A 22,929-nucleotide genomic window follows, 5' to 3' on the forward strand; every position below is an offset into this window, starting at 1 on the left:
AAAGGTCTAACTTGTACTTTTAGCGTGCCTTTTTAACTGCAAATCAAAATCGCACATACATGAAAAAGTTACACACCCTGCTGCTGGTCTTGGTAGCCTCTATCACCGCCGCAGCGCAGCAACCCACCGGGTTCAGCTACCAGGCCGTGCTCCGCAACAGCAGCGGGCAGGTGCTGGCCAACCAGAACGTAACCCTCAGGCTGAGCCTGACCGATGCCAGCGGCTCAACCATTTACTACACCGAGAGCCATGCGCTCCAGACCACCGCCCAGGGCGTGGTGAGCCTTACCGTGGGTGGGGGCACCGTGGTATCCGGAACCTACAGCGCGGTACCGTGGCAGGGGCAGGAAGTCCGGCTGCGGGTGGAGGTGAGCACCGACGGTGGTGCTTCCTTTGCCGACATGGGCAATCAGCCCCTGCAGGCGGTTCCCTACGCGCTGGTGGCCGGCAACGCCATGGAGTGGCTGGGCAGCCTGAGCAGCCCGCCGCCGAGCCCGCAGCCCAACCAGGCCTACCACAACACCGCCGATAGCGTATCATACATCTGGGATGGAACGGCATGGCAGGTACTCGCCCAGCGGGGAGCCAGGGGTGAACCGGGCCCCCAGGGCGTTCAGGGAGAGGCTGGTCCCCAGGGTGTTCCCGGGGCGAACGGGCTTTCGGTTCAGTGGCTGGGGTCCTTCCCGGTTGAACCCCCTGACCCAACACCCAACCAGGCCTACCACAACACCGCCGATAGCGTATCGTACATCTGGGATGGAACGGCATGGCAGGTACTCGCCCAGCGGGGAGCCAGGGGTGAGCCAGGCCCCCAGGGGCCACAGGGTTTACCCGGCCCCCAGGGGCCGGAGGGCCCTCAGGGACCAGCCGGGGTAGGGTTAACGCTCAGGGGGAACTGGAGCCCAGACTCCACCTACACCGGGGGCGACTACGTGTTCGACGAGTCCTCCTCGACGCCCGGGACGAACTCCATGTGGATATGCCAGAACCCCGTTGGGCCAACGGCCAACCACCCCAAGGACGATGCGGCCAATTGGGTGGAATTTGAGGCCCCCGAGGGCCCTCCGGGCCCCGAAGGGCCATTGGTTCCAGGAATCTCGGGGCAAACCCTCCGGCACGACGGCACCAGCTGGGTGGCCAACAGCGTGCTATTCAACAACGGTACAAACATTGGTATTGGTACAACAAGTCCTGCTGCTAAGCTCGATGTAATTGGGACTGCCAAAGTAGACATCCTTATACCTGGGTGGATAGAGGTCAATCAACTGGGTACAGGCAACAGGTATGCAGGAATAGATTTTCACGGCGATGATACATATACTGATTTTGCTCTTAGGATATTTCGCTACAATACAGGGGTTGATGCTAAATCGCAAATATGGCATAGAGGGCTTGGCCCTTTGGAACTACTTACCTACGAAGCGGCTCCCATCGATTTCTCCACCAGTTTTTCAAACCGTATGAGAATTGCCGCCGACGGCAATGTGGGCATAGGAACAACTAGCCCTGAATATAAACTTCATACAATTGGTGACATTTATGCCAATGGTGGATGGTTAAGAGTTTCAGGTAACGCTGGGTTATACTTTCAGTCCTGGGGTGGAGGTTGGTATATGACCGATGCCACATGGATCAGAACCTACAATAACAAAAGTATTTACCATAATTCTGGTACTATGCGAACCGATGGAACATTTCAGGTAGGAAGTAATGGTAGTACACTTAATGTGCCAAACGGAGGGAATTTTGCATATAGATCAAATGTATTATTTGCCAATACGTCTGGCAATGTGGGCATTGGCACTACAAGCCCTGAAGCCAAACTCGATATCACCTCAATTGGCGATGGAGTATCCCTATTACGCTTGGGCACAGAGCGTGCTTGGGCCTTTCAGCAAGAAGGAACTGGAGCTGGTACAACATTGCGTTTAAGAAATATTGTTGGCGCCAATAAAACCTTTTTCGTTGATACCGATGGAGGATTTAGCACACGAAGCGCCGATGGTTCAAAAACATACTTTAAAATTGACCATTATTCAGGCCGTGTGGGAATTGGTGAAACAGTTCCAACCGCAAGATTAACCGTGAAGGCTGTTACCGATAGTGATACCCTGTTTGCAGTAAAGGATAGGTTGGGCAACAACGTGTTTATTGTTTACCCCGATGCGGTGCAGGTTATTGTACCCGACGATGCCAAGAGCAACCAACGGGGTGCTTTTGTGGTAAGCGGTAGGGGAACATCGAAGGGTGAAACCAACTTTGTGAATTTAAAAAAGGAGAACTACCTTATTGGGCATAACGTAGCTCCAAATATTACAACGGGTAAAAGGAATGCAGTAATGGGGTATGAAGCGGGAAATACACTTACAACAGCAAGTTATAATGTAGTTTTAGGTTTTTCAGCTGGGAATAAAATAACAAGCGGATCTTCAAATGTATATATTGGAGAAGAAGCTGGCAATATGAATTCAACAGGACAAACAAATGTAGTAATTGGACAGGCCGCTGGAAAGTATGGAACCCAATATAGTTGGTGCACTCTTATTGGAATGGGGGCGGGTGTTGATAATAATGGTTTTTATAATACATTTATTGGTGGTTGGTGTGGTAGTTGGAACACGAATAGTTATAACAATACTTATGTTGGATATAAGGCTGGCAGACAAAACACAGGAGATAATGCTGGAAATAATACTTTGATAGGTGCTTGTGCAGGTGAAACCATGACTGGTTATGGCAATGTATTTATTGGTTGTGAAGCAGCAAAGAATGTCGGTGCATGCAATAATAAACTTTATATTGATAACTCATCAACAGTTAGCCCTTTAATTTGGGGAGATTTTGCTTTGAATAGAATAGTAATTAATGGGAACAATACTCACAACGTACACGGAAGAACATTCTTTTCAAATGGATCTGCCGGAGGAACCACGGCTTGGTTTAATGACTCTGATGTAAGCCTTAAAACTGAAATTAATACAATTTCGAATGCTATTAGTAAGGTGATGAGTTTAAGAGGCGTTAACTTCAAATGGAGAGATAACCGTGAGAAGGGAGTTCGAATTGGGTTTATTGCCCAGGAGGTTGTTAAGGTATTACCGGAAGTGGTTGATGTTGGAGAGTTATACTCAATGCAGTATGCACCAATTACTGCCTTGTTGGTTGAGGCCATTAAGGAGCAGCAAAAAATGTTAAGTGATAAAGAAAAAGAAATTGAAGAGCTCAAAGCAAGGCTCGATGCCATTGAAAAGTTACTTATGTTGCAAGCTAAATAGAGAATTTAAAATGAAGCAGTTGGTTTATAGTTTTTGTTTTCTAGCTTTTACAATAAGCTATTCTTTTTCTCAGGTTAATTCCTTAGGGCAGCCTTTTATTAAAAACTATACGTTAAAGGATTACAAGGCAAAAAGTCAAAATTGGGCAATAGCAAAGGATTCCCGAGGAGTAATGTACTTTGCCAACAACGATGGCGTGTTGGAGTACGATGGGCGGAACTGGGAACTTATTGGAATAAATAAAGGAGCAATTGCCCGCTCTTTGGCTATTGACTCAACAGGCACAATATATGTGGGTGCCGAAAATGAATTTGGATGCATCCAACCCGATGGGTTGGGTAAATTGTATTATAGTTCCTTTTCCGATCTATTGCCGTCGCAGGGCCAAGGTTTTTCAGACATAAACAAGGTGTACATTACCAATTCGGGGGTCCTTTTTTGTTCCAACAAAAAAATATTTAGGTATCATAGTGGCAAAATTAGTGTTATTGACCTTCCCAAAGGAGGTTTTCTATCATTTATGGTGAACAATAAACTGTTTATGGGCGACTACTGGGAGGGTTTAATGTTGTTGGAATATGACAAATTTGTACCCTGTAAAGGAGGAAAATTTTTTGCAAAAAAGGACGTGTTTGGAGTACTCCCTTATGGAAACGATTTACTCCTAATTGCTACAAGTAATAACGGGCTTTATTTATACAACCCCTTTACAGGTATAACGGACAGGCCCAAACAATCAGGTTATTCAGGTTTACATAAAATCATCACCGACAAAACCCTGTATGGTATTTCTATTCTAAATAATGGTTTCATTATTAATACACTTTACGGTGGAGCAGTAGTTGTTGATTCCTCATTTCAGATTAAAGAGATATATAGCAAGGCTGGAGGTTTGCAGGATGAGGTAGTTCTCGGAGTTTTATTAGCCCGACAGGGTTTTGTAAGTGAGCCCTTATGGATGTCCTTAAACAATGGCATATCTAAGGTTGAAATAAATAACCCTTTCCGGGTTTTTAATGAGAATCAGGGTTTAAATCAAGAAATCCTTGATATATTTCAGTACAACCAAAAATTGTACTTTGCAACAATTAATGGAGTTTATACACTTGAAAGTAATGGTTTTCAGCCCTTTTTTAAAAAAATAGAGCAAACCGAAGGGGAGTGCTGGAGCATTACTGAATGTAGTGGAAGTTTAATTATTGGAGGGGCATATAATTTCTATATTCATAATGGGCAAAAAACCACAAGGGTAGAAACAAATGACATGATTTTTAAGGTTTATTCCTCAAAAAAGTATCCAAATAAAATTTACGTAGGCGAGAACAAAGGGTTATCTGTTTTTAATTTCGAAAGAGGAAAACTTTATAGAATTAGTAAGCTGGATAAAATTACTGAAAGGGTTACAAACATCATAGAGGATAAAAGGGGTAATCTGTGGCTAACAACTATAAAGAATGAGCTTATAAAGGTTTCGATATCTCCTCAAAGTACCATCATAACAAATTTTACTGATAGCCTAGCAACGACTGAACCTCATACACTTTACCCATTTTGTTTTGAAAATAACATGTACTTTGTCACATCAAATAGCCTATTACTTTACGACGAGAATGCTGATAGGTTAGTCCCTGCAAAAGATTTAGACTCATCCTTTATAGCCGCTGCAATGGGATTAACCCATTATGCTGAGGATTTGTTGGGTAATATCTGGTTAGTATCTGTGAAAAATGGGGCAAACCAAATAAGTTTACTCGAAAAGCAGGGAGAAAGTAAATTTAAAGTTCTCAGCACTCCTTTCAAAAGGCTTCCACCATGCATATTTAATGCAATTTTTCCCGATAGTCATGGAGTTACTTGGCTAGGCACTTCCGAGGGTTTAATTACCTTTAACACCAAAACTCCCATAAACTTTAGCGATCCTTGTAGGACTTTAATACGAAAAGTATATTTAGGTGAGGACTCTTTGATTTTTTCAGGCACCTTTACAGATAAGGGTAAGGTTTTGGATTTCCAGCCACAACACCTTATTCCTGTTTTGAAATATCGGAACAATGGGCTTACCTTTCATTTTTCGGCTCCCTATTTCATTGAAGAGAATGAAACCCAATACAGCTATTTCCTGGAGGGTTTCGATTCAGAAAAATTGGGCTGGTCAAATTGGGCAAACGAAGCCAAAAAGGAGTATACTAACCTTCCTGAAGGGAATTATACCTTTAAGGTAAAAGCAAAAAATATTTTTGGTATTGAGAGTTTGGAGGCCCAATTTTCTTTCAGAATAAAACCGCCATGGTACCGTACTATTTTTGCTTATATTCTTTACTTAGTAGTTTTATCTGTTTTTGTTTGGATTGTTGTTAAGCTAAACATACGCCGGCTTGAGAAAGAAAAGGAGAGGCTTGAGGGCATAGTGCTAGAACGAACAGCTGAAATCCGTCAACAAAAAGAAAAAATCGAAAAGCAGAAGGAAGAGATTACCGATAGTATTAAGTATGCCAAACGGATCCAAACCGCGGTTCTTCCTCCGCCTGAATTAATCTCCGTTCATCTTCCCGAACATTTCATCCTATTCAAACCCCGAGATATTGTAAGTGGCGATTTTTACTGGATGAAACAGATAGGTGATTTCACCCTGATTACCGCCGCTGACTGCACTGGGCATGGGGTTCCCGGTGCATTTATGAGCATGCTTGGTGTTGCATTACTAAATGAAATTGCCAGTCGTTGTAATGGTTTTACCGCGAACCAAATACTTAACGAGCTTCGCAATCAGGTTAAGCAATCGCTCAGGCAAACAGGCAAGGAGGGCGAAGCTAAGGATGGAATGGATATAGCTTTTTGTGTTCTGAACCGCAAAATCATGAAACTTCAGTATGCCGGAGCATACAATCCATTATACCTGTACCGTAGAAAGGAATTTCCGAATCCTTCAAGTTCCCCTTGCGTTATTGAATCGGACACCCACTACCTGATAGAAGTCAAGGCTGATAAAATGCCCATTGGCATTCATGTTAACGATAACATTGAATTTACTAACCACGAGATCGATCTAAGTCCAGGCGATACAATTTATATCTTTTCCGACGGCTTTGCCGATCAAACCGGCGGCGAAACCGATAAAAAGTTCCTTTCCAAAAACTTTAAAAACCTCCTCCTGAATATTCAACACCTGGAAATGGCAATACAAAAAGAGTTTCTGGAAGAAACCCTGAAGAAATGGATGGGAAACACAAGCCAGGTTGATGATATCTTGGTTATTGGGGTAAGAGTTTGATTTTCTAATTATAGCAGGTAAACCATAATTGCTTTGAGATGTTATTACCATAACTGATACGCTTTATTGAAATTTGCTATTCTTTCAAATTGCCAGTTTTAATAATTCAGTTTTGATAGTAGTAGTTAATGCATAGTTTATCATTTAGCATAGCTTTTTAGTTCATTCTTTTATTTGCATTTGTGAAAGCTTGCCTATTTATAGGTTATTTCACCAACGTATCAGTTTTTGCCAGAAAATAGCTTTTACTGTTATTTGATTGCCTTTGCTTGCCTATTAGTTAGGTAAATGAGTTAGCACTTAATTAGTTAAATCCTTTTCAAAAACTGCAAGTATATGAAAAAGTTTATCCTACTTTTTGCTGTAGTTTGCATTGCGATATTTTCGTTAGCGCAAACTCCCACCGGTTTCAGCTATCAGGCCGTGCTCCGCAACAGCAGCGGGCAGGTGCTGGCTAACCAGAACGTAACCCTCAGGCTCAGCCTGACCGATGTCAGCGGCTCAACGTCATACTACTCCGAGAGCCACGCACTACAGACTACCGCCCAGGGTGTGGTAAGCCTAACCGTTGGCGGAGGGACAGTGTTATCTGGTGGGCTGGGCGATGTTCCATGGTCAACCCAAACCATCCATTTACATGTAGAGGTGAGTACCGATGGGGTTAACTATAGCGATATGGGATCTAAAGCAGTACAACCTGTACCGTATACAATCTTCTCGGACAGCGCTAGGGTGTCGTATCGTTCGGCCGAGAGCACTATCTCCCTTTTCGCCGATTCGGCGGCTCGGGCTGGTTATGCGGATAGTATTAACCTGCGCTTTTCGCGCAACTTAGTGGTGGTGGGCAACGAACCCGCCAACCCCGATGATCCGATATTTGAGGTGAAGAACAGCAAGGGAGAGGTGCTCTTTGGCGTATACCAGGAGGGGGTAAGGGTAAATATCCCCGACAGCGCCATAACCAAAGGGGCCAAGGGTGGGTTTGCAGTGGGCGGCCTGACAGGCGCAAAGGGAGAGCCGGTTGAGTACCTGCGTATAACCCCCGATAGCGCCAGGGTATATGTTAAGCAGAGCACCGGCATCAAGGGTGCCAAGGGCGGCTTTGCCGTGGGAGGGCTGACCGGAGCTAAGGAGGTTGTATCGCAGGACCTGCTGTTTGTCAACCCCGATTCTGCTAGGTTTTACATTAACGAGAATCCGAGTAAGGGCGCCAAGGGTGGCTTTGCTGTGGGTGGACTCACCAACGGGAAGACTAGTGCTCAACTCATCCAGCTAACCAAGGATAACTACCTGATTGGATACGAAGCTGGGGCAAGCATTACTACCGGACAGTTTAACTCCTTTTTAGGATTTCAGGCCGGGAAAGCAAACAGCACCGGGAATTGGAATACCTTCCTTGGTTATCAGACTGGCTTAAATAATACCGGAAGCGATAATACATTCATTGGTTATCAGGCAGGAATGCTTCACCAATTTGGAGGTGGTAATGTTTACTTAGGGAGTAAGGCGGGAGGAAATGCATTGAACGGTGTGCAAAATATCGCAATTGGCGAACAATCAGGGTTTAGTACTTCCACAGGATTTAAGAATATTTTTATAGGCTATATGGCCGGATATAGCAACACCAGTGGCTACAGCAATATTTTTATCGGTAATGAGTCTGGTAAAAGTAATACCGATGGAAACCGAAATATGTTTTTCGGAAACGGTTCAGGCTTTTCAAACACTTCTGGTTTTGGCAATACATTTTTTGGTTTGGAGAGTGGTTACTATAATGTGAATGGTTTCAGAAACCTATTTCTAGGTTATCGGTCAGGCTACAGGAATGTTGATGGTTCTGACAACTCGTTTCTCGGTGATATGGCAGGTTCTAGCAATACATCAGGAAGTGAAAATACTTTTGTGGGTCAGGCATCAGGAGCCTCCAACGAAACAGGAAGAGATAATACCTTTTTGGGCTCCAATGTTGGTAGGGGTAATACTAATGGATCGGGCAATGTAATGGTTGGGCGTTTTACAGGGTACAATATTAATGGCAACAACAACACCTTTATTGGTACTCAAAGCGCTGCAAATTTCAACACTGGTCCTTTTACTGCTAGTAGTAATGTATGTATTGGCTACACTAGTGGAACTGGATTAACCAATGGCTCCTACAATATTTTTATTGGACAACAAACTGGAACTAATAACGGATTTGCTAATGTTATCGTTGGGCATCAGGCCGGACAAAACAATTCAGGCGATTACAATGTTTTTATTGGCTATAGGGCTGGTTTCTCTGAGACTAAAAGTAATAGGCTTTATATTTCCAACTCAGGAGTCGACTCAACCCAGGCTCTAATTTACGGTAGATTTGATAGTAAAGAAATTGCGCTTAACGCCAGAGTTGGAGTAGGGACAATTAATCCCGATAAACAGCTACACGTAGTGGGTGATGCACGAATAACTGGTGATCTTTATTATGGAACGGGTACAGATATTTACAACAAACCCGACTATGTATTCAAACCCGATTACTCCAAGCGGCTCGATCCCCTGAGCGTTGAACGGTTCATTGCTCGTAATGGCCACTTACCCTGGCTAACAAAAGCATCGGAGGAAAGGGATGGCATTAACCTAACCCGCATGCAGTTTGAAACGGTTGAAACCGTTGAAAACCTTCAGTTGCAAATTATTCAGCAGCAAAAGGAAATTGAGAACTTAAAGGCTGAACTGGAAACTTTAAAAAAGTTAATAAAGCAGTAATCGTTTACTTTTTTGTGAATGCCGGCCAACGACCGGCATTTTTTTTGCTATATGCCAATTAAAGGTGATTGATTCTGTATAGAGAATCACTACCGTTCGGCAAAAATTTTTTAGAGTTAGTTTATACCGAACTTAGTCAATATCCTCCATGAGGAATATTAAATGTTAAGGTTGGTTTTTCTAGCAATACCTCATCGCCAACAGCGTAAAGTTCTCCTATTCCCGCGTAGTGGATAAAGATTTTTTTAATCGGACAGTAGTGAAATTGGTAGATTTTATTTCGATATGATTAAAAAACTTATCTTTACAACTTTGAAATATGATTTTTCATTTCAAGCAACAAATTGGAGTATTTAGTAAAAAATATTGACTGATTAAACGTTTTTTTAATATATTTATCAAATCTTTGTATAGCGGTTTGCCATGAAAAAACTTCTATTTCTTGGTCTTTTGTTTATAAGTGTTTTACAAGCGAGTGGCCAGCAATTCAATAAGTATGGCAATCCGCTTATTACAAACTATACCCCTGAAACATACGGTGGAAACGAGCAGGTTTGGTGTATCGCACAGGACGATAGGGGTGTGATGTACTTTGGTACAAACGATAATGGCATTCTGGAATACGATGGCAAAACCTGGCGTAGCATCCCTATGCCTGAAAACAAGTCGGTTCGTTCGCTTTGTAAGGGTGCCGATGGGGTTATATATGTTGGTTCAACAGGTGAGTTAGGCTACCTTCAACCTACTGCAAACGGGAGGTTACAATATTATTCACTTATCAAAAACATACCCGATAGCATTCAGTCTAGCCTTTCTTACATTTACAAAACATACTGGTATGAAGGTAAGACTTACTTTTGCTCTCTTTCTAATATTTTTATTTTCGATGGTAATACTATAAAACCTATTTCATTGGGAAAGCAAAGTGAATATGCTAACTTTTTTACATTAAAGGCTAACGATAAGTTTTATGTTAACAGTTATCTTCAAGGTTTAAGGACTTTTACAAGCGACAGTACCCTTGAAGTTATCCCCGGTGGTCAGGCTTTTATTCATAAAAATGTATTCTCAATTGTAGCAATTGACTCTAGCAAAATTTTTATTTTTACTGATAATGGGTTTTATACCTATTCAAACGGTAAGGTCGAAAGCGTTGACACTCCAACGCTCCTTGCCAAAAGAATGGCCACCGAGTCAGCAATACCATACAGCGCAACTAAACTTAATGATGGCAATATTGCTTTGGGGGTTGTTCAATCCGACTTTTTTGGAGTTGTTACGCTAGCCCCGGACTTAAAAACCATAAATCTGGTTAACAAACAAACGGGAATGCACGCAGGCCAAGTGTCCGAAGTGTTTCAAAATGGCGATGCACCCCTTTGGGCAACACTATACGATGGTGGTATTGCCAAGGTTGAGTTGAACTCTGCCATAGGAAGATTTGGTCAGGAGTGTGGCTTATCGGAAATTATTGTTGACATTGTTAGATTTAATAATACTATTTATCTTGCTACTTTCAACGGGGTTTATTATTTGGCTTACGACAGCAATGGAGTTCCAAAGTTTATACCTGTAGATGGTATTAATGGAAATGTATGGGCGTTAACTATTTTTTCACCACCAAATGCACCCAAAATGCTTCTTGCAGGCAGCTATACCGATGGTGTTTTTGAAATAAAGGGAAGTAAAGCCATAAGTATTAGCAATCCTTTAAATGCAAACCTTGAATTATCAAAACAAATTCAACATAGTTGTTTTGCTTTATACCCATCTAAAAGCATACCTGGTAGATTGTATATTGGGTTAAATTCAGGTGTTGCATATATAGACTGGGCAAACGGCGAATGGAAACACACTGATAACTTATTTCGCGATTCCATTAATTTTGAAATACGCTCAATTGTTGAAGACAGTAAAGGGAACCTTTGGCTTGCCACAGGTTACTCTGGTGTGTATATGGTTAACAAGAGTTTTACCAAATTATCTAAGTTTGGCAAGGAGAGCATAAAGGGGCTAGAAAACCTTCAGTATATTATTCTTTTCCCTGTTAACGATTCACTATATATCCTTACTTCAAATGGAATATACCACTTTAACTATGAAAACAACCTGTTTGAGCCGGGAGGTTTAGTAGGTAGCGCTTTTTCAAAGCGATTTGGGATTTATAAAGCCACAAAGTTCTCCAATGGTTATGCCTTCCTATGCTACGATAGTAACAATAAGAACTGGATTGAACGAGTTGTTAAGGATTCTGCTGGGAACTGGGTAACTGACAACCGCGATCTAAAGCGACTCCCCAATAAGTGGGCCGATGCGATATATGCTGATCCTGACGGAACCCTTTGGATTGGCATGTCAAAAGAACTTTACGTTTACAATCCTCATGTAAAACGAAGTTTTAACGCTCCATTCCGTGCCGTAATTCGCGAAGTGGTATCAAAGGATTCGTTACTGTTCGGTGGAGCCTTTTATACTCAAGTGGATTCCGCGGTTCGAAAATTATCGTTAGAGCAACAACCCTACCAAATGCCACGACTGGGTTACCATTTTAATGCCATGGTGTTTACTTTCGCTGCTCCATATTTCGAACGTGAGGAGGATATAGTTTATAGCCATTACCTTGAAGGTTCAGACGAAACCACTTGGACCCAGTGGGATAAACGAACCGAAGCTACATATACTAATCTTAGGGAGGGCAAATATACATTCCATGTTAAGGCGAAGAATATTTATGGGGATGAGAGCTTAGAGGCAACCTACTCTTTTGAAATTCGCCCGCCCTGGTACCGTACTATTTTGGCATTCATACTCTACTTTATTCTTGCAGTTTGTTTGGTTTGGGGTATAGTTAAATGGAATACCCGCCGACTCATTGCTGAAAAAGAACATCTTGAACAAATTGTTCGCGAACGAACGGCCGAGGTTGTTGCTCAAAAGGAAGAAATAGAACAGCAAAAGGAAAAAATTGCTGCCCAGAATGAGGAGATAACCAGTAGTATTCAGTATGCAAGCCGCATTCAATCGGCCTTACTTACCCCCACCGATCAGATTAACCGAATCTTTCCTGAAAACTTTATTCTTTACCTACCCCGTGACATAGTTAGCGGCGATTTCTACTACATCACTCAGGTAGGCAAGTTAAAGGTTTCAGTGGTTGCCGATTGTACCGGACATGGAGTTCCCGGTGGCTTCATGAGCATGTTGGGCATATCCTTCCTAACTCAGATCATTGGTACAAAAACCGATCTGAAAGCAAATGAAGTGCTAAATGAGTTACGAAACCTGGTTATAACTGCACTTCACCAAACCGGTGAAATAGGTGGAAGCAAGGATGGGATGGACATTGCCATTTACATTATTGATGAGGAAACCCAAACCCTTCAGTTTGCCGGGGCAAACAATCCGCTTATTCTGATCCGCAACAACGAGTTGACCCATATTAAGGGCGATAAAATGCCTATTGGCATTCACTTGCGCGGTGAACTTTCGTTTACCAATAATGTTATTCAAATCCAAAAGGGGGATGTAATTTATACTTTCTCCGACGGATATGTAGACCAGTTTGGAGGCGAAGATGGCCGTAAGTTTATGATAAAACACTTTAAGGAGCTTCTTCTTGAAATCCATCATAAACCCATGAGTGAACAGCGCCAAATCCTTGACGAAACTCTTAAGAACTGGCATGGTAATACCCCAAGAATCGACGATGTTGTTGTTATGGGAGTGCGGAATGTCTAGTTCAATAAGTTGTCAATTTGTTCCTGCAGCTCAACTGTAAAACTCTTTACTCTTCGGTTTAGTCTATCCAAGTATAGTGTGGCTGCCTTGTGTTTGTCGGGGGGGAGCGTTTCAATTCGTTGAAGTATACTTGCTATGTCGTAAACCCTAAACTGGTTAAAAGCCGATTTCATCTTATGGGCTACCGCTGAAGCCTTAGTTAAATTCTTGCTTTTAATGAGTTGATTTAGCTCTTCAACATTTTTTCGGGTGTTTTCAAGTAACGACTCTAAAATTAGCTTAACGCTTTCTTTATTTCCCCCAGTGAATCTGTATATCTCCTCGATATCGAATTTATTGTAAGTATCAGCCCTCTCTCTTTTATCGCCCGTAACAACCCCAGTTGCTCCAATTACAGGGCCAAGCAGTCGAATGAGGTCTGCTTCAGTAAATGGTTTTATGAGGTATCCGGAGAATCCCAAACTGCTAAAATGTTCAGGATTGTCAATCATATCGTTTGCAGTAATTGCAAAAACCGGAATGCTATAACCAGCATTTTCAATTAGTTGAACCACCTCGTAGCCTGAAACTTCGGGCATTTGAATATCGGTTATAACTGCATCGTACTTCTTTGCTTTAAGCTGATCAATTAAATTTTTTGCATCGCTTATGGCATCAACCTCTAGACCAACGTTTTTGGCAATTTCGGTAACTATTAACCGGTTAACCTCATCGTCGTCAATGATCAAGATTGAAGTGCCAGCTTTTATTCTGTAATGGGTTTCTTGGTCAACATTGGCAGTTCTGGTTTCCTTGATACTGTAGGGTATTACCACCCTTATAATGGTACCTTCATTGGGTTCGCTGGTAAGCGATATTTCACCACCCTGTAGCTCAACAAGTTTCTTTACAATGGTTAAACCCAGCCCTGTTCCACCAAACTTGCGTGATATTCCGCCATCGGCTTGGGTGAATTCCTCAAATACTTGCGACTGCATTTCAGGAGAGATGCCAATACCGGTATCGGCAACAGTAAATTGAATTTTTACCGAATCGTCGGTTTTGCGGAGTACTGCTCCCGATACTATTATGCTGCCCTGTTCAGTGAACTTAATGGCATTACTAAGCAGGTTGATAAGTACCTGTCTTAACCTAAAGTCGTCGCCAACAACAATGTGCGGTAACGATTGATCAATATTCGAAAGAATTTGTAACCCTTTTTCATTTGCCCTTGCCTCAAAAAGTTTAACCGTATCGTTTACCACTTCGCGTGGCGAGAACTCTCTGCTTTCTAATCGTAGTTTACCAGTGGCTAGTTTTGAGTAGTCCAGAATATCGTTAATTACAGCCATCAGGTGGTTCGATGAGCTATTAAGCACATCAACGTACTCCTTTTGTTTGCCATTAAGTTCAGTTTTTGATAGTTGACGCGAAACTCCTACAATTGCACTTAATGGGGAACGAATTTCGTGACTCATGTTTGCCAGAAATTGCTCTTTCAAACGCAAAAGATTTTCAGCATACTGTTTTGCCTCAATAAGTTGAGCATTGTATGTACTGTTGCGCGATATATCCCTCATTATAATTGCTATAAGTATAACCAGCACAATAAACGTAATGGTTCCAAGCAGGAATATTATTAGGAGATTTTTGGTCAAGACTTCTTGTACCGATAATGCTTGGCTAACGGCTTCAGCCTGTTCCTGTTTCTCAATACTGGTTACAATAAGCTGAACCTGATTCAGGATGGCTCTATTCCTGTTAAGCAGTTCTTTCTCCTTTTCGTCGATAAGCCTAAGTTGGTTCTGCTGATCATTCCTTATGTTGTCCAGAATTAGTAAAAGCCGTTGAATGATTGAGTCCGATATGTAGGTGATGTGAGGTATGGTATCGTACGTAAATTCAACAAGGGTATCGGTAGCAATAGTGTCAATTCTTTCTGGTCCCAGGAAGAATCGTTTTATCCTGGCGGCCATCGATTCATTGCTTACCTTTTTGTAAATTACGGTATCGCGTCTTACTTGGGTTACTGTTTTTTGCTTGTAAACCTCATGGTAACGCTGGGTTTCCGACCCTGCTCGGGCAATTCGTTGCATTGCCCTGTCGTAAAAGATGCTGGTATTAATACTTTGTCGCATTTGTAGTATTTCGCCCTCAATTTCCCTTTTGTTCTGAAGTAGCTTTTCAATCTTTTTTATTGAGTTTAGCTGCGATTGGTTACTGTATGCCAGTTTTTGAAGCGATTTTATTGCAGCAGTAACTTTTTGGTGATTGTTGTTGTAGGTTTTAATGTAATCGTCGTTTGAGGTCAGTACATACATCCTAAAATCGCTATCCTCAGTATAAATTGATGCAAGCAACCTGTTCAGAACAGTAATTTTTTGTCCGGGAAGCCCAAGCCCTTGGCGGGTAGTTTTTAGATCGCTAACCGCCTGGTAGGTCATAACAATTGCTGTAACGGAAAAAATAATTATCAGTAAGAAACCACCAATTACCTTTGGCTTAATCCAGTAATTTCTGTTTTGTATTCCTTGAAGCATTGAGGTTGTAATTAGCAACCAAAGTTAAAGAAAATTATTCCCTTTTTTGACTATGCCTTTGACATTTAGGGTGTAATAAAAATAAAGACCGAACAAATGTTCGGTCTTTATTATACTTTTTACTCAAACTACCGTGAGTACCACGAGATACCTAAACTTATTGATACAAATAGCGGTGTGTCGCCAACTGGTGGTAATACAAAGAATGAGAACTTAGTTTTTGGGGTGGGGGCTAACCTATTCATTGTTGCGGTGAAGTTTGAAAATTCAAAGTCAACGCCAAAACCGCCAAGGTTGATGCTTGCATTTGTATCGCTGCTGTAATCGGTTTGGGTGGTGTTTAGTGGTTCTGGCATTTTAATGGTTGAGGTAGTGCTTACCATGTTTAGCGTTACTGAAGGTTTATACTTGAGGGTTAGTGCTACCCCTTTCCAGTTTCCTTGGTCAAGAAACTTGCCTATTCCAAAAGTCCAACCTAGGTTTGCAGAGATTGGATACGATAGGGTAAGAACCGACATATCCACACTTCCCGATGGGGAAAGGTCCATATTTAATTTGTACCTATACAGTAGCATGTCAATGCCCCATCCGTAGTTGAAACTGTTCCAGGTTGAAATTCCCGATTTGAACTCTGGGATTTTAAGGTTAATCCAGTTCTGGTAGGCCGATATACCCCCACCGTAACCATCAACGTGGGTGTCAAAATCCTTCAGGTCCATTCCGAAGTAAGTTCCTGTTAAAAGGACTGACTCGTTTTTAATTCTTCCGCCCCGTGAAAGCCACTCCTGCCTTATGGCTTCCGACTCATCAATCCGCTCAATGGTAAACCCCACTGCTCGCCCATCCTTATCAACCTTTAGAGTGGTTTCACCCCCTGCTTTTGCAGTATCTAATTTATGTACCACTTCTCCTACTGCAAGCTCTTTCCCCTCAAGGAGTTTCAGGTAAATCCCTTTGAACTCAAAACCTGTTTCAAACACATACTTCTCGCTAGGAATAGCTCTCAATCTGTACGATTGACGAGTACCACCAGCCGATGCTTCAACTAGTAGAGGTTTGCTGTAATCGTGAGGAATAATTACCGTGGTTTCGGCTCCATTTTTAAGAACATATTCGTTATCATTAATGATAATTCGGATTTTTGCAGCTGACCCTTGAACCTTTGATGGTCTAATAAATTTTATGGTTACAGTTTCCTGTGCAAGTATTGTTTGGCTTGCGAGCAAAATAAATGCAAATAGAATTTTTTTCATGGCCTGTGGTTGGTTTAGTTTGGTTGGTCAAGTTAATGTATATTCTATGTTTTGTCAATCTATTGGGTCTGGAATTTGATAAGATAACTTTTTTGTTTGATAGTACAGAAATAAATGAATATCAACAGCTAATATTTATAGACAAAGGCTTTAATTAAGAACCTCTTTTATTGGTGAACTAAGCCATAGCATTAAATCAAATTGAGTTCCCCTTTTGTTTAGTTTCATCCTATTAACAACTGGGTGCAGAGCTAGTCCCGCGCCAAGCGGGAACTCGAACTTGCGAGTGAATAATTCAGCAGGGGGTAATGCGGTAAAAATTGGAATTATAGGTTAAGTGGTTAATTAAAACATAAAACCCCGCCATTGGCGGGGTTTACATCTTTGTAGCGGGGGCAGAGCCAGTCCCGCGCTAAGCGGGAACTCGAACCTGCGAGTGAATTAATCAACAGGGGATTATGCGGTAAAGATTGGATTTAGCAATTAGGTGAAGATTAAAAATACAAAACCCCGCCATTGGCGGGGTTTCCTTCTTTGTAGCGGGGGCAGAGCCAGTCCCGCCAAGCGGGAACTCGAACCTGTGAGCGAATAAATCAACAGGAGAATATGCGGTAAAAAAATGGATTTAGCAGTTAAGTGAGGATTAAAAATCAAAACCCCACCATTGGCGGGGTTTACTTCTTTGTAGCGGGGGCAGAGCCAGTCCCGCCAAGCGGGAACTCGAACCAGCGAGTGAATAGATCAACAGGGGATTATGCGGTAAAAATGGGATTATCGGTTAAGTGGGGAGTAATGACATAAAACCCCGCCAAAAGCGGGGTTTACTTCTTTGTAGCGGGTGCAGAGCCAGTCCCGCCAAGCGGGAACACGAACCTGCGAGTGAAAAATCAACAGGGGGTTATTCGGTAAAAAATTAGATTTAGCAGTTAATTGAAGGTTAAAAATACAAAACCCCGCCAAAAGCGGGGTTTACTTCTTTGTAGCGGGGGCAGGACTCGAACCTGCGACCTTTGGGTTATGAGCCCAACGAGCTACCAACTGCTCCACCCCGCAATTCAGTTTGCGTGTGCAAATATAGTCAAGTTCACCTAATCAACAAAAAACTATTAATTTTTTTTAACAAAAACAGATGTTTTTGAGCTTTGCATATCGCATTTTGCTACATTTAAAATATCTTGCGCTACTATACTTGCTATAAATGAGAAAATTATTTGCCACCAATTTAATTTTCCTTTTGCTTTTAAATGTGGTAGTAAAACCGCTTTGGATATTTGCCATTGACCGCAATGTGCAAATTGTACTTGGTGCTCAGGAGTATGGTTTTTACTTTGCGCTCTTTAACTTCTCACTTCTTTTCAATTTTTTACTCGATCTTGGTATAACCAATTTCAATAACCGCGAAATCAGCTACAACCCACAGTTGATATCGCAACAGTTTGCAAATGTACTGGTAATCAAGTTAGTGTTGGCATTGGTGTATTTTATGGTTACATTGGGTATTGGGGTTTCATTGGGTTTTGGGAAAAGGCATATAGTCCTTTTAGCCGTGCTAACACTTAACCAATTTTTAGCATCGCTATTACTTTTTATCCGATCAAACCTTAATGGCTTACATCTTTTTAAGGCCGATAGCGTGTTAAGTGTTATGGATAAAGCAATTGTTATAGTTTTGGTATCGTTACTTTTATGGGGAAACCTTAAAATACAATTAACAGTTGAGGTATTTGCACTATCACAAACCTTAGCTTATGTAGTTGCAATATTTATTGCAATTTGGTTGCTTCAAGGGAAATATAGTATTGCAATTTATAGGGAGTTTGACAGGATTACTATAGTAACACTGATTAAAAAGGGCTTGCCATTTGCCGCGCTGGTTCTTCTTATGACACTCTACAGCAGGCTCGATACAGTGATGGTGGAACGTTTATGCCCTGAGGGAGCAGTTTCGGCAGGCATTTATGCTCAGGCATTTAGATTATTTGATGCATTTAACATGTACTCATACCTGTTTGCTGCGCTTATGCTTCCAATTTTCTCTCGCATGATGAGTAACCAGGAAGATATTACGGAATTACTTAATTTTTCGTTTAACCTAATTCTAGTTCCCGTTGTTACCGTTGCAGTTCCATCTATGATTTATAACCGTCCGGTAATGAGCGTTCTATACCATGAGCATATCGATGTTTCATCTAAAGCATTGGTTTTACTAATGGGCTCTTTTGTTTTTGTAGCATTATCATATCTTTTCGGAACTGCTCTAACAGCCAAGGGGAAAATTTGGTTGCTTTGTAGAGTATCGCTCGGCGCAGTAATTGTAAGCCTTGTTTCCATGCTAATCCTTATACCGCGTTTTGGTGTGATTGGTGCAGCCATGGCTAACCTTTTAGCTAATGCAATAGCATCTTTACTGCAAGCTTTTTTCTTTATTCGTAGTCAAGGGAGTGCAATTAGCAAAACATCGGTGCTAAAATTATCATTATACATAGTAATTTACACAGCCTTGGGTTTGATAATTCAACACACCGTTGGTAATAACCTAACGGGATTCATAGCAACTCTTGCATCAAGTTTACTTGTAGTTTTTGGGTTAAGGATATTTTCCTTTAGGGCTATTGTTAATTTTGCTAGGGGTATTTAACCTGAGAAAAGCTGATGTTCATAAAAATGCATTTGCTTTAGATCTTTTTTTTTAATACTTTTGACAATAGTCCTTAATTGGCATGGTAAAAAACCATAGGAATGGGAATACTTATTGAAAAAACACAGGATTGTCCGTACGTAAATTTTTCCGATGAGGGAATTCTCGAAATAGAAGGTCGTTCAATTACCGAAGATCCTTTTACCTTTTGGCAACCCCTTTTGGAGTGGGTTGAAGGTTATTGCCAAAAACCTTCGCCAAATACCCAAGTGATTATCTTTTTAGAGTATTCCAACAGTAGCTCAAATAAGTACATAAGTGAGATTTTTCGTAAACTCGAAGAGATTCATGGCGTCAAAACACAGGTATCAGTAAAATGGCGACACGAAATTGAAGACGATGCCATTCTTCAGCTCGGTCACGATTTTGCGTCAATATTCGAACTGCCTTTTGAGTTTATTGGCGTTGATGTAGAAAAGGAACGCTTCAAAAAGGTCAAAATCCGGAGTAAGAAAACGGGCACTGAGGCCATAATTTCATATAGGTACTGGGATGCAATAGTTAGAAATGGCCATGGCGATGAGTACCAAATTTTACAGGAATTTTCATAGTATCTAATTTTTTTGCATATTTGTTTTTTTAGTAATAAAACTTTTGGTTATGCAAAAGTACGAGTTGAGAGAAACGGCAACAACACCATACGTGAACTTCGATCCCGATACTGGTGTTATTCGCATGGAGGGACGATCGATTCCTGAAAATGTAATCGACTTTTACCAACCCATTCTGCGATGGATTGATGAATATGCAACAAATCCTCAACCCGAAACAATTGTACACCTGAAGTTTGAGTACTTTAACACCAGCTCCTCAAAACGTATTTTTGATATCATGAAAAAGTTTGAGAAGCTTGCAGTTGACACTGGGAAAAAGGTTACCATTAACTGGTATTTTGAGGAGGACGATGAGGATATCTACTTTGCTGGGAATGACTATAAAGCTTTAATAAACAAGGTGGATTTTAATTTGGTTGAAATTAAAGGCTAATCCTTATTGAGTTGGTATAGCAATATATCACCCCTCCGGGGTGATAGTTTTTTATGAATGGGACTAATAAGAAAAAAATTGTAAACGATCCGGTTCATGGCTTTATCAGCATAAGCCACCCATTAATTTTTGACCTTATTGAACATCCCTACTTCCAGCGTTTGCGAAACATCAAGCAGCTCGGACTGAGTTACCTGGTATATCCTGGCGCCGTTCATTCCCGATTTCAGCACTGCATTGGTGCAATGCACCTACTCGACCTCGCTATTGAAACACTCCGAAGCAAGGGGCTCGATATTTCCGATACCGAGGCCGAAGCTGCTGCCGTAGCAATTCTGCTCCACGACGTTGGTCACGGGCCTTTCTCACATGCCCTGGAGCATGTAATTGCTAACGATATCAGCCATGAACACTTAAGCCGATGCTTTTTGTACCAGCTCAACAAGGAGTTTGATGGGAAACTTTCACTTGCCATTGAAATATTCGAGGATAAGTACCCTCGCCACTTCCTTCACCAACTTATTTCAGGACAGCTGGATATGGATCGTATGGATTACCTCAAGCGCGATAGCTTTTACACAGGTGTATCCGAGGGGATAATTGGCACGGAACGTATCATAAAAATGTTAAATGTGGTTGACGACACCTTGGTAGTGGAAGCAAAGGGTATATACTCAATTGAAAAATTCCTGATTGCCCGTAGGCTTATGTACTGGCAGGTATACCTTCATAAAACGGTTGTTGCTGCTGAGCAGGTGCTAATAAAACTGTTGGAAAGGGCTAAGGAACTAGTGCTTCAGGGCCAAGATATTTACTGTAGCGAGCCTTTACTTTTCTTGCTCACGAACAAGCTAACCAAGGCCGATTTTTTCCCAAACCCCAAAATGCCAGAGGCTCCGCTTCCACTTCAGCACTTTGCCCACATTGATGACAATGATGTTATGGTTGCTGCAAAGCAGTGGATACGCCATGGCGATAAGACTCTTTCACAGCTTGCCAACATGATTGTTAACCGCCGTTTGCCTAGTGTTGAGTTGAATAGCACAGGCTTTGATAGCCAAAGGCTAAACCGGTTGATGGCAGAATTTAGAAAGCAGTATATTGATCTGGCTGATTTCTCTGATTACTTTGTTTTTACTGACACCATTAGCATTAACGCCTATAAACCTGGCGAGGAAGCAATTCAAATTCTTTACAACAACGGAAAACTAGTTGATATTGCCATAGCCTCTGACATGCTCAACGCTAAAGCTCTTTCCGACAAAACCAAAAAATTTTTTCTTTGTTATCCTAAACAGCTTAGGGGCATTTAGATTAAATTAATTAGTTTTGCAAATTGTTTACAATAACTTAATATGGAATTTACAGCAAAACTTATAGCTGACTTTTTGGGAGGCTCTGTTGATGGCGATCCCAACGTTAAGGTGCATACAGTGGCAAAAATTGAGGAGGGATTTCCTGGGTCGCTTGCATTCCTGGCCAATCCAAAATATATTCCTTACATATACACTACTAAGGCATCAATAGTTCTGGTAAATAACGATTTTGTTCCTGATCAACCGGTTGAGGCAACGCTTGTAAGGGTAAACAATGCCTACGAGGCTTTTGCGTCGCTTCTGAACTTGTATGCTCAGTCAAAGCAACCCAAGAGCGGAATTGAGGAGCCATCATTCATTCACAAGTCGGCGCAAATTGGGAAAGACCCCTACATAGGAGCTTTCAGCTATATTTCGGAAGGGGCTGTTTTGGGTAACAATGTGAAGGTATACCCTCAGGTTTACATTGGCCCCAAAGTAAAAGTTGGCGATAATACTATTCTATACCCGGGTGTGGTGATCTACGAGGAGTGTGTTATTGGTAGCAACTGTATCATCCACAGTGGTGCTATTATTGGTGCCGATGGTTTCGGATTTGCATCGAGCGAGGAAACCAACTACAAGAAAATTCCACAGATTGGGAATGTGATAATTGAAGATTACGTGGAGATAGGCGCTAATGCTACGGTTGATAGGGCAACCATGGGGTCAACAATACTTCGCAAAGGGGTTAAGATTGACGATCATGTTCACATTGCACACAATGTTGAGGTTGGCGAAAATACGGTTATGGCTGCCCAAACAGGTGTTGCAGGATCAACCAAGATTGGAAAAAATTGTATGTTTGGCGGTCAGGTTGGAGTGAGCCCCCATGTTAAAATTGCCGATGGGGTTAAAGCTGGCGCACAGGCCGGTATCTCAGGCGATATCCGAAAACCCGGAGTAATAGTTTTAGGAAGCCCAGCCAATGAAATTGGCAAACAACGCCGATCAATGGCTGTGTATAAGAATTTGCCTGAGCTGATGAATAAAATTCATGAGCTGGAGCAGGTAGTGGAAGAGTTGCGATCAAAACTTAATAAATAGCAGTATGCAAAGGCGCTCAAATGCGCCTTTTTGTAGTT

11 protein-coding genes and 1 tRNA gene are annotated in these 22,929 nt (G+C 41.7%); 9 read left to right on the top strand and 3 right to left on the bottom strand.

From position 1 onward, the window contains the following. The first annotated feature begins 59 nt into the window (after positions 1-59). The 4 genes from AB6811_RS05915 to AB6811_RS05930 all read left to right on the top strand — a co-directional run bounded on the left by AB6811_RS05915 (position 60) and on the right by AB6811_RS05930 (position 13,032). Entirely contained in the window at positions 60-3,275 is a 3,216-nt protein-coding gene (locus AB6811_RS05915) for a tail fiber domain-containing protein (protein WP_369489519.1), read from the top strand. 172 nt (positions 3,276-3,447) lie between these two features. Then, on the top strand, positions 3,448-6,546 hold the full coding sequence (locus tag AB6811_RS05920) for a SpoIIE family protein phosphatase (protein ID WP_369489520.1): 3,099 nt from the start codon (positions 3,448-3,450) through the stop codon (positions 6,544-6,546). A 336-nt stretch (positions 6,547-6,882) separates the two neighbouring features. Continuing rightward, positions 6,883-9,294 carry a hypothetical protein gene (locus tag AB6811_RS05925; RefSeq protein ID WP_369489521.1) on the top strand — a complete coding sequence of 804 codons (2,412 nt, stop codon included), beginning with the start codon at positions 6,883-6,885 and terminating at the stop codon, positions 9,292-9,294. A 423-nt stretch (positions 9,295-9,717) separates the two neighbouring features. After that, positions 9,718-13,032 (top strand): SpoIIE family protein phosphatase, encoded by a 3,315-nt coding sequence (locus AB6811_RS05930; RefSeq protein ID WP_369489522.1) that lies wholly within the window; start codon positions 9,718-9,720, stop codon positions 13,030-13,032. Here the strand turns inward: AB6811_RS05930 and AB6811_RS05935 are convergent. The 3 genes from AB6811_RS05935 to AB6811_RS05945 form a co-directional block, all read right to left on the bottom strand. Next, entirely contained in the window at positions 13,029-15,551 is a 2,523-nt protein-coding gene (locus AB6811_RS05935; protein ID WP_369489523.1) for an ATP-binding protein, read from the bottom strand. The two genes, AB6811_RS05930 and AB6811_RS05935, sit on opposite strands and share 4 nt — an antisense overlap. A 128-nt stretch (positions 15,552-15,679) precedes the next feature. Further along, positions 15,680-16,804 (bottom strand): hypothetical protein, encoded by a 1,125-nt coding sequence (locus AB6811_RS05940; RefSeq protein ID WP_369489524.1) that lies wholly within the window; start codon positions 16,802-16,804, stop codon positions 15,680-15,682. 980 nt (positions 16,805-17,784) lie between these two features. Continuing rightward, positions 17,785-17,857 (bottom strand) — tRNA-Met (locus AB6811_RS05945). A gap of 145 nt (positions 17,858-18,002) precedes the next feature. Between AB6811_RS05945 and AB6811_RS05950 the strand changes: the two genes are divergently transcribed. From AB6811_RS05950 to lpxD, 5 genes are all read left to right on the top strand, one after another. Beyond that, a complete protein-coding gene (locus AB6811_RS05950; RefSeq protein WP_369489525.1) occupies positions 18,003-19,442 on the top strand; it encodes an MATE family efflux transporter in 1,440 nt (479 codons plus the stop codon). A 101-nt stretch (positions 19,443-19,543) separates the two neighbouring features. After that, complete coding sequence (locus AB6811_RS05955) at positions 19,544-20,053, top strand: DUF1987 domain-containing protein (RefSeq protein WP_369489526.1); 510 nt, start codon at positions 19,544-19,546, stop codon at positions 20,051-20,053. A 49-nt stretch (positions 20,054-20,102) separates the two neighbouring features. Beyond that, positions 20,103-20,489 carry a DUF1987 domain-containing protein gene (locus AB6811_RS05960; RefSeq protein WP_369489527.1) on the top strand — a complete coding sequence of 129 codons (387 nt, stop codon included), beginning with the start codon at positions 20,103-20,105 and terminating at the stop codon, positions 20,487-20,489. 53 nt (positions 20,490-20,542) lie between these two features. Then, on the top strand, positions 20,543-21,802 hold the full coding sequence (locus tag AB6811_RS05965; RefSeq protein ID WP_369489528.1) for an HD domain-containing protein: 1,260 nt from the start codon (positions 20,543-20,545) through the stop codon (positions 21,800-21,802). Positions 21,803-21,844: 42 nt separating this feature from the next. Then, positions 21,845-22,891: a UDP-3-O-(3-hydroxymyristoyl)glucosamine N-acyltransferase gene (gene lpxD, locus AB6811_RS05970; RefSeq protein ID WP_369489529.1), complete on the top strand. Its 1,047-nt coding sequence runs from the start codon at positions 21,845-21,847 to the stop codon at positions 22,889-22,891. The last annotated feature ends 38 nt before the right edge of the window (positions 22,892-22,929 follow it).

It is taken from the genome of Tenuifilum sp. 4138str, from assembly GCF_041102575.1.
Lineage (GTDB): Bacteria > Bacteroidota > Bacteroidia > Bacteroidales > Tenuifilaceae > Tenuifilum > Tenuifilum osseticum.

Bases quoted from the DNA above. Each gene is read 5' to 3' on its own strand.
- AB6811_RS05915 (WP_369489519.1), top strand. From the start codon at position 60: ATGAAAAAGTTACACACCCTGCTGCTGGTCTTGGTAGCCTCTATCACC.
- AB6811_RS05920 (WP_369489520.1), top strand. From the start codon at position 3,448: ATGTACTTTGCCAACAACGATGGCGTGTTGGAGTACGATGGGCGGAAC.
- AB6811_RS05925 (WP_369489521.1), top strand. From the start codon at position 6,883: ATGAAAAAGTTTATCCTACTTTTTGCTGTAGTTTGCATTGCGATATTT.
- AB6811_RS05930 (WP_369489522.1), top strand. From the start codon at position 9,718: ATGAAAAAACTTCTATTTCTTGGTCTTTTGTTTATAAGTGTTTTACAA.
- AB6811_RS05935 (WP_369489523.1), bottom strand. From the start codon at position 15,551: ATGCTTCAAGGAATACAAAACAGAAATTACTGGATTAAGCCAAAGGTA.
- AB6811_RS05940 (WP_369489524.1), bottom strand. From the start codon at position 16,804: ATGAAAAAAATTCTATTTGCATTTATTTTGCTCGCAAGCCAAACAATA.
- AB6811_RS05950 (WP_369489525.1), top strand. From the start codon at position 18,003: ATGAGAAAATTATTTGCCACCAATTTAATTTTCCTTTTGCTTTTAAAT.
- AB6811_RS05955 (WP_369489526.1), top strand. From the start codon at position 19,544: ATGGGAATACTTATTGAAAAAACACAGGATTGTCCGTACGTAAATTTT.
- AB6811_RS05960 (WP_369489527.1), top strand. From the start codon at position 20,103: ATGCAAAAGTACGAGTTGAGAGAAACGGCAACAACACCATACGTGAAC.
- AB6811_RS05965 (WP_369489528.1), top strand. From the start codon at position 20,543: ATGAATGGGACTAATAAGAAAAAAATTGTAAACGATCCGGTTCATGGC.
- lpxD (WP_369489529.1), top strand. From the start codon at position 21,845: ATGGAATTTACAGCAAAACTTATAGCTGACTTTTTGGGAGGCTCTGTT.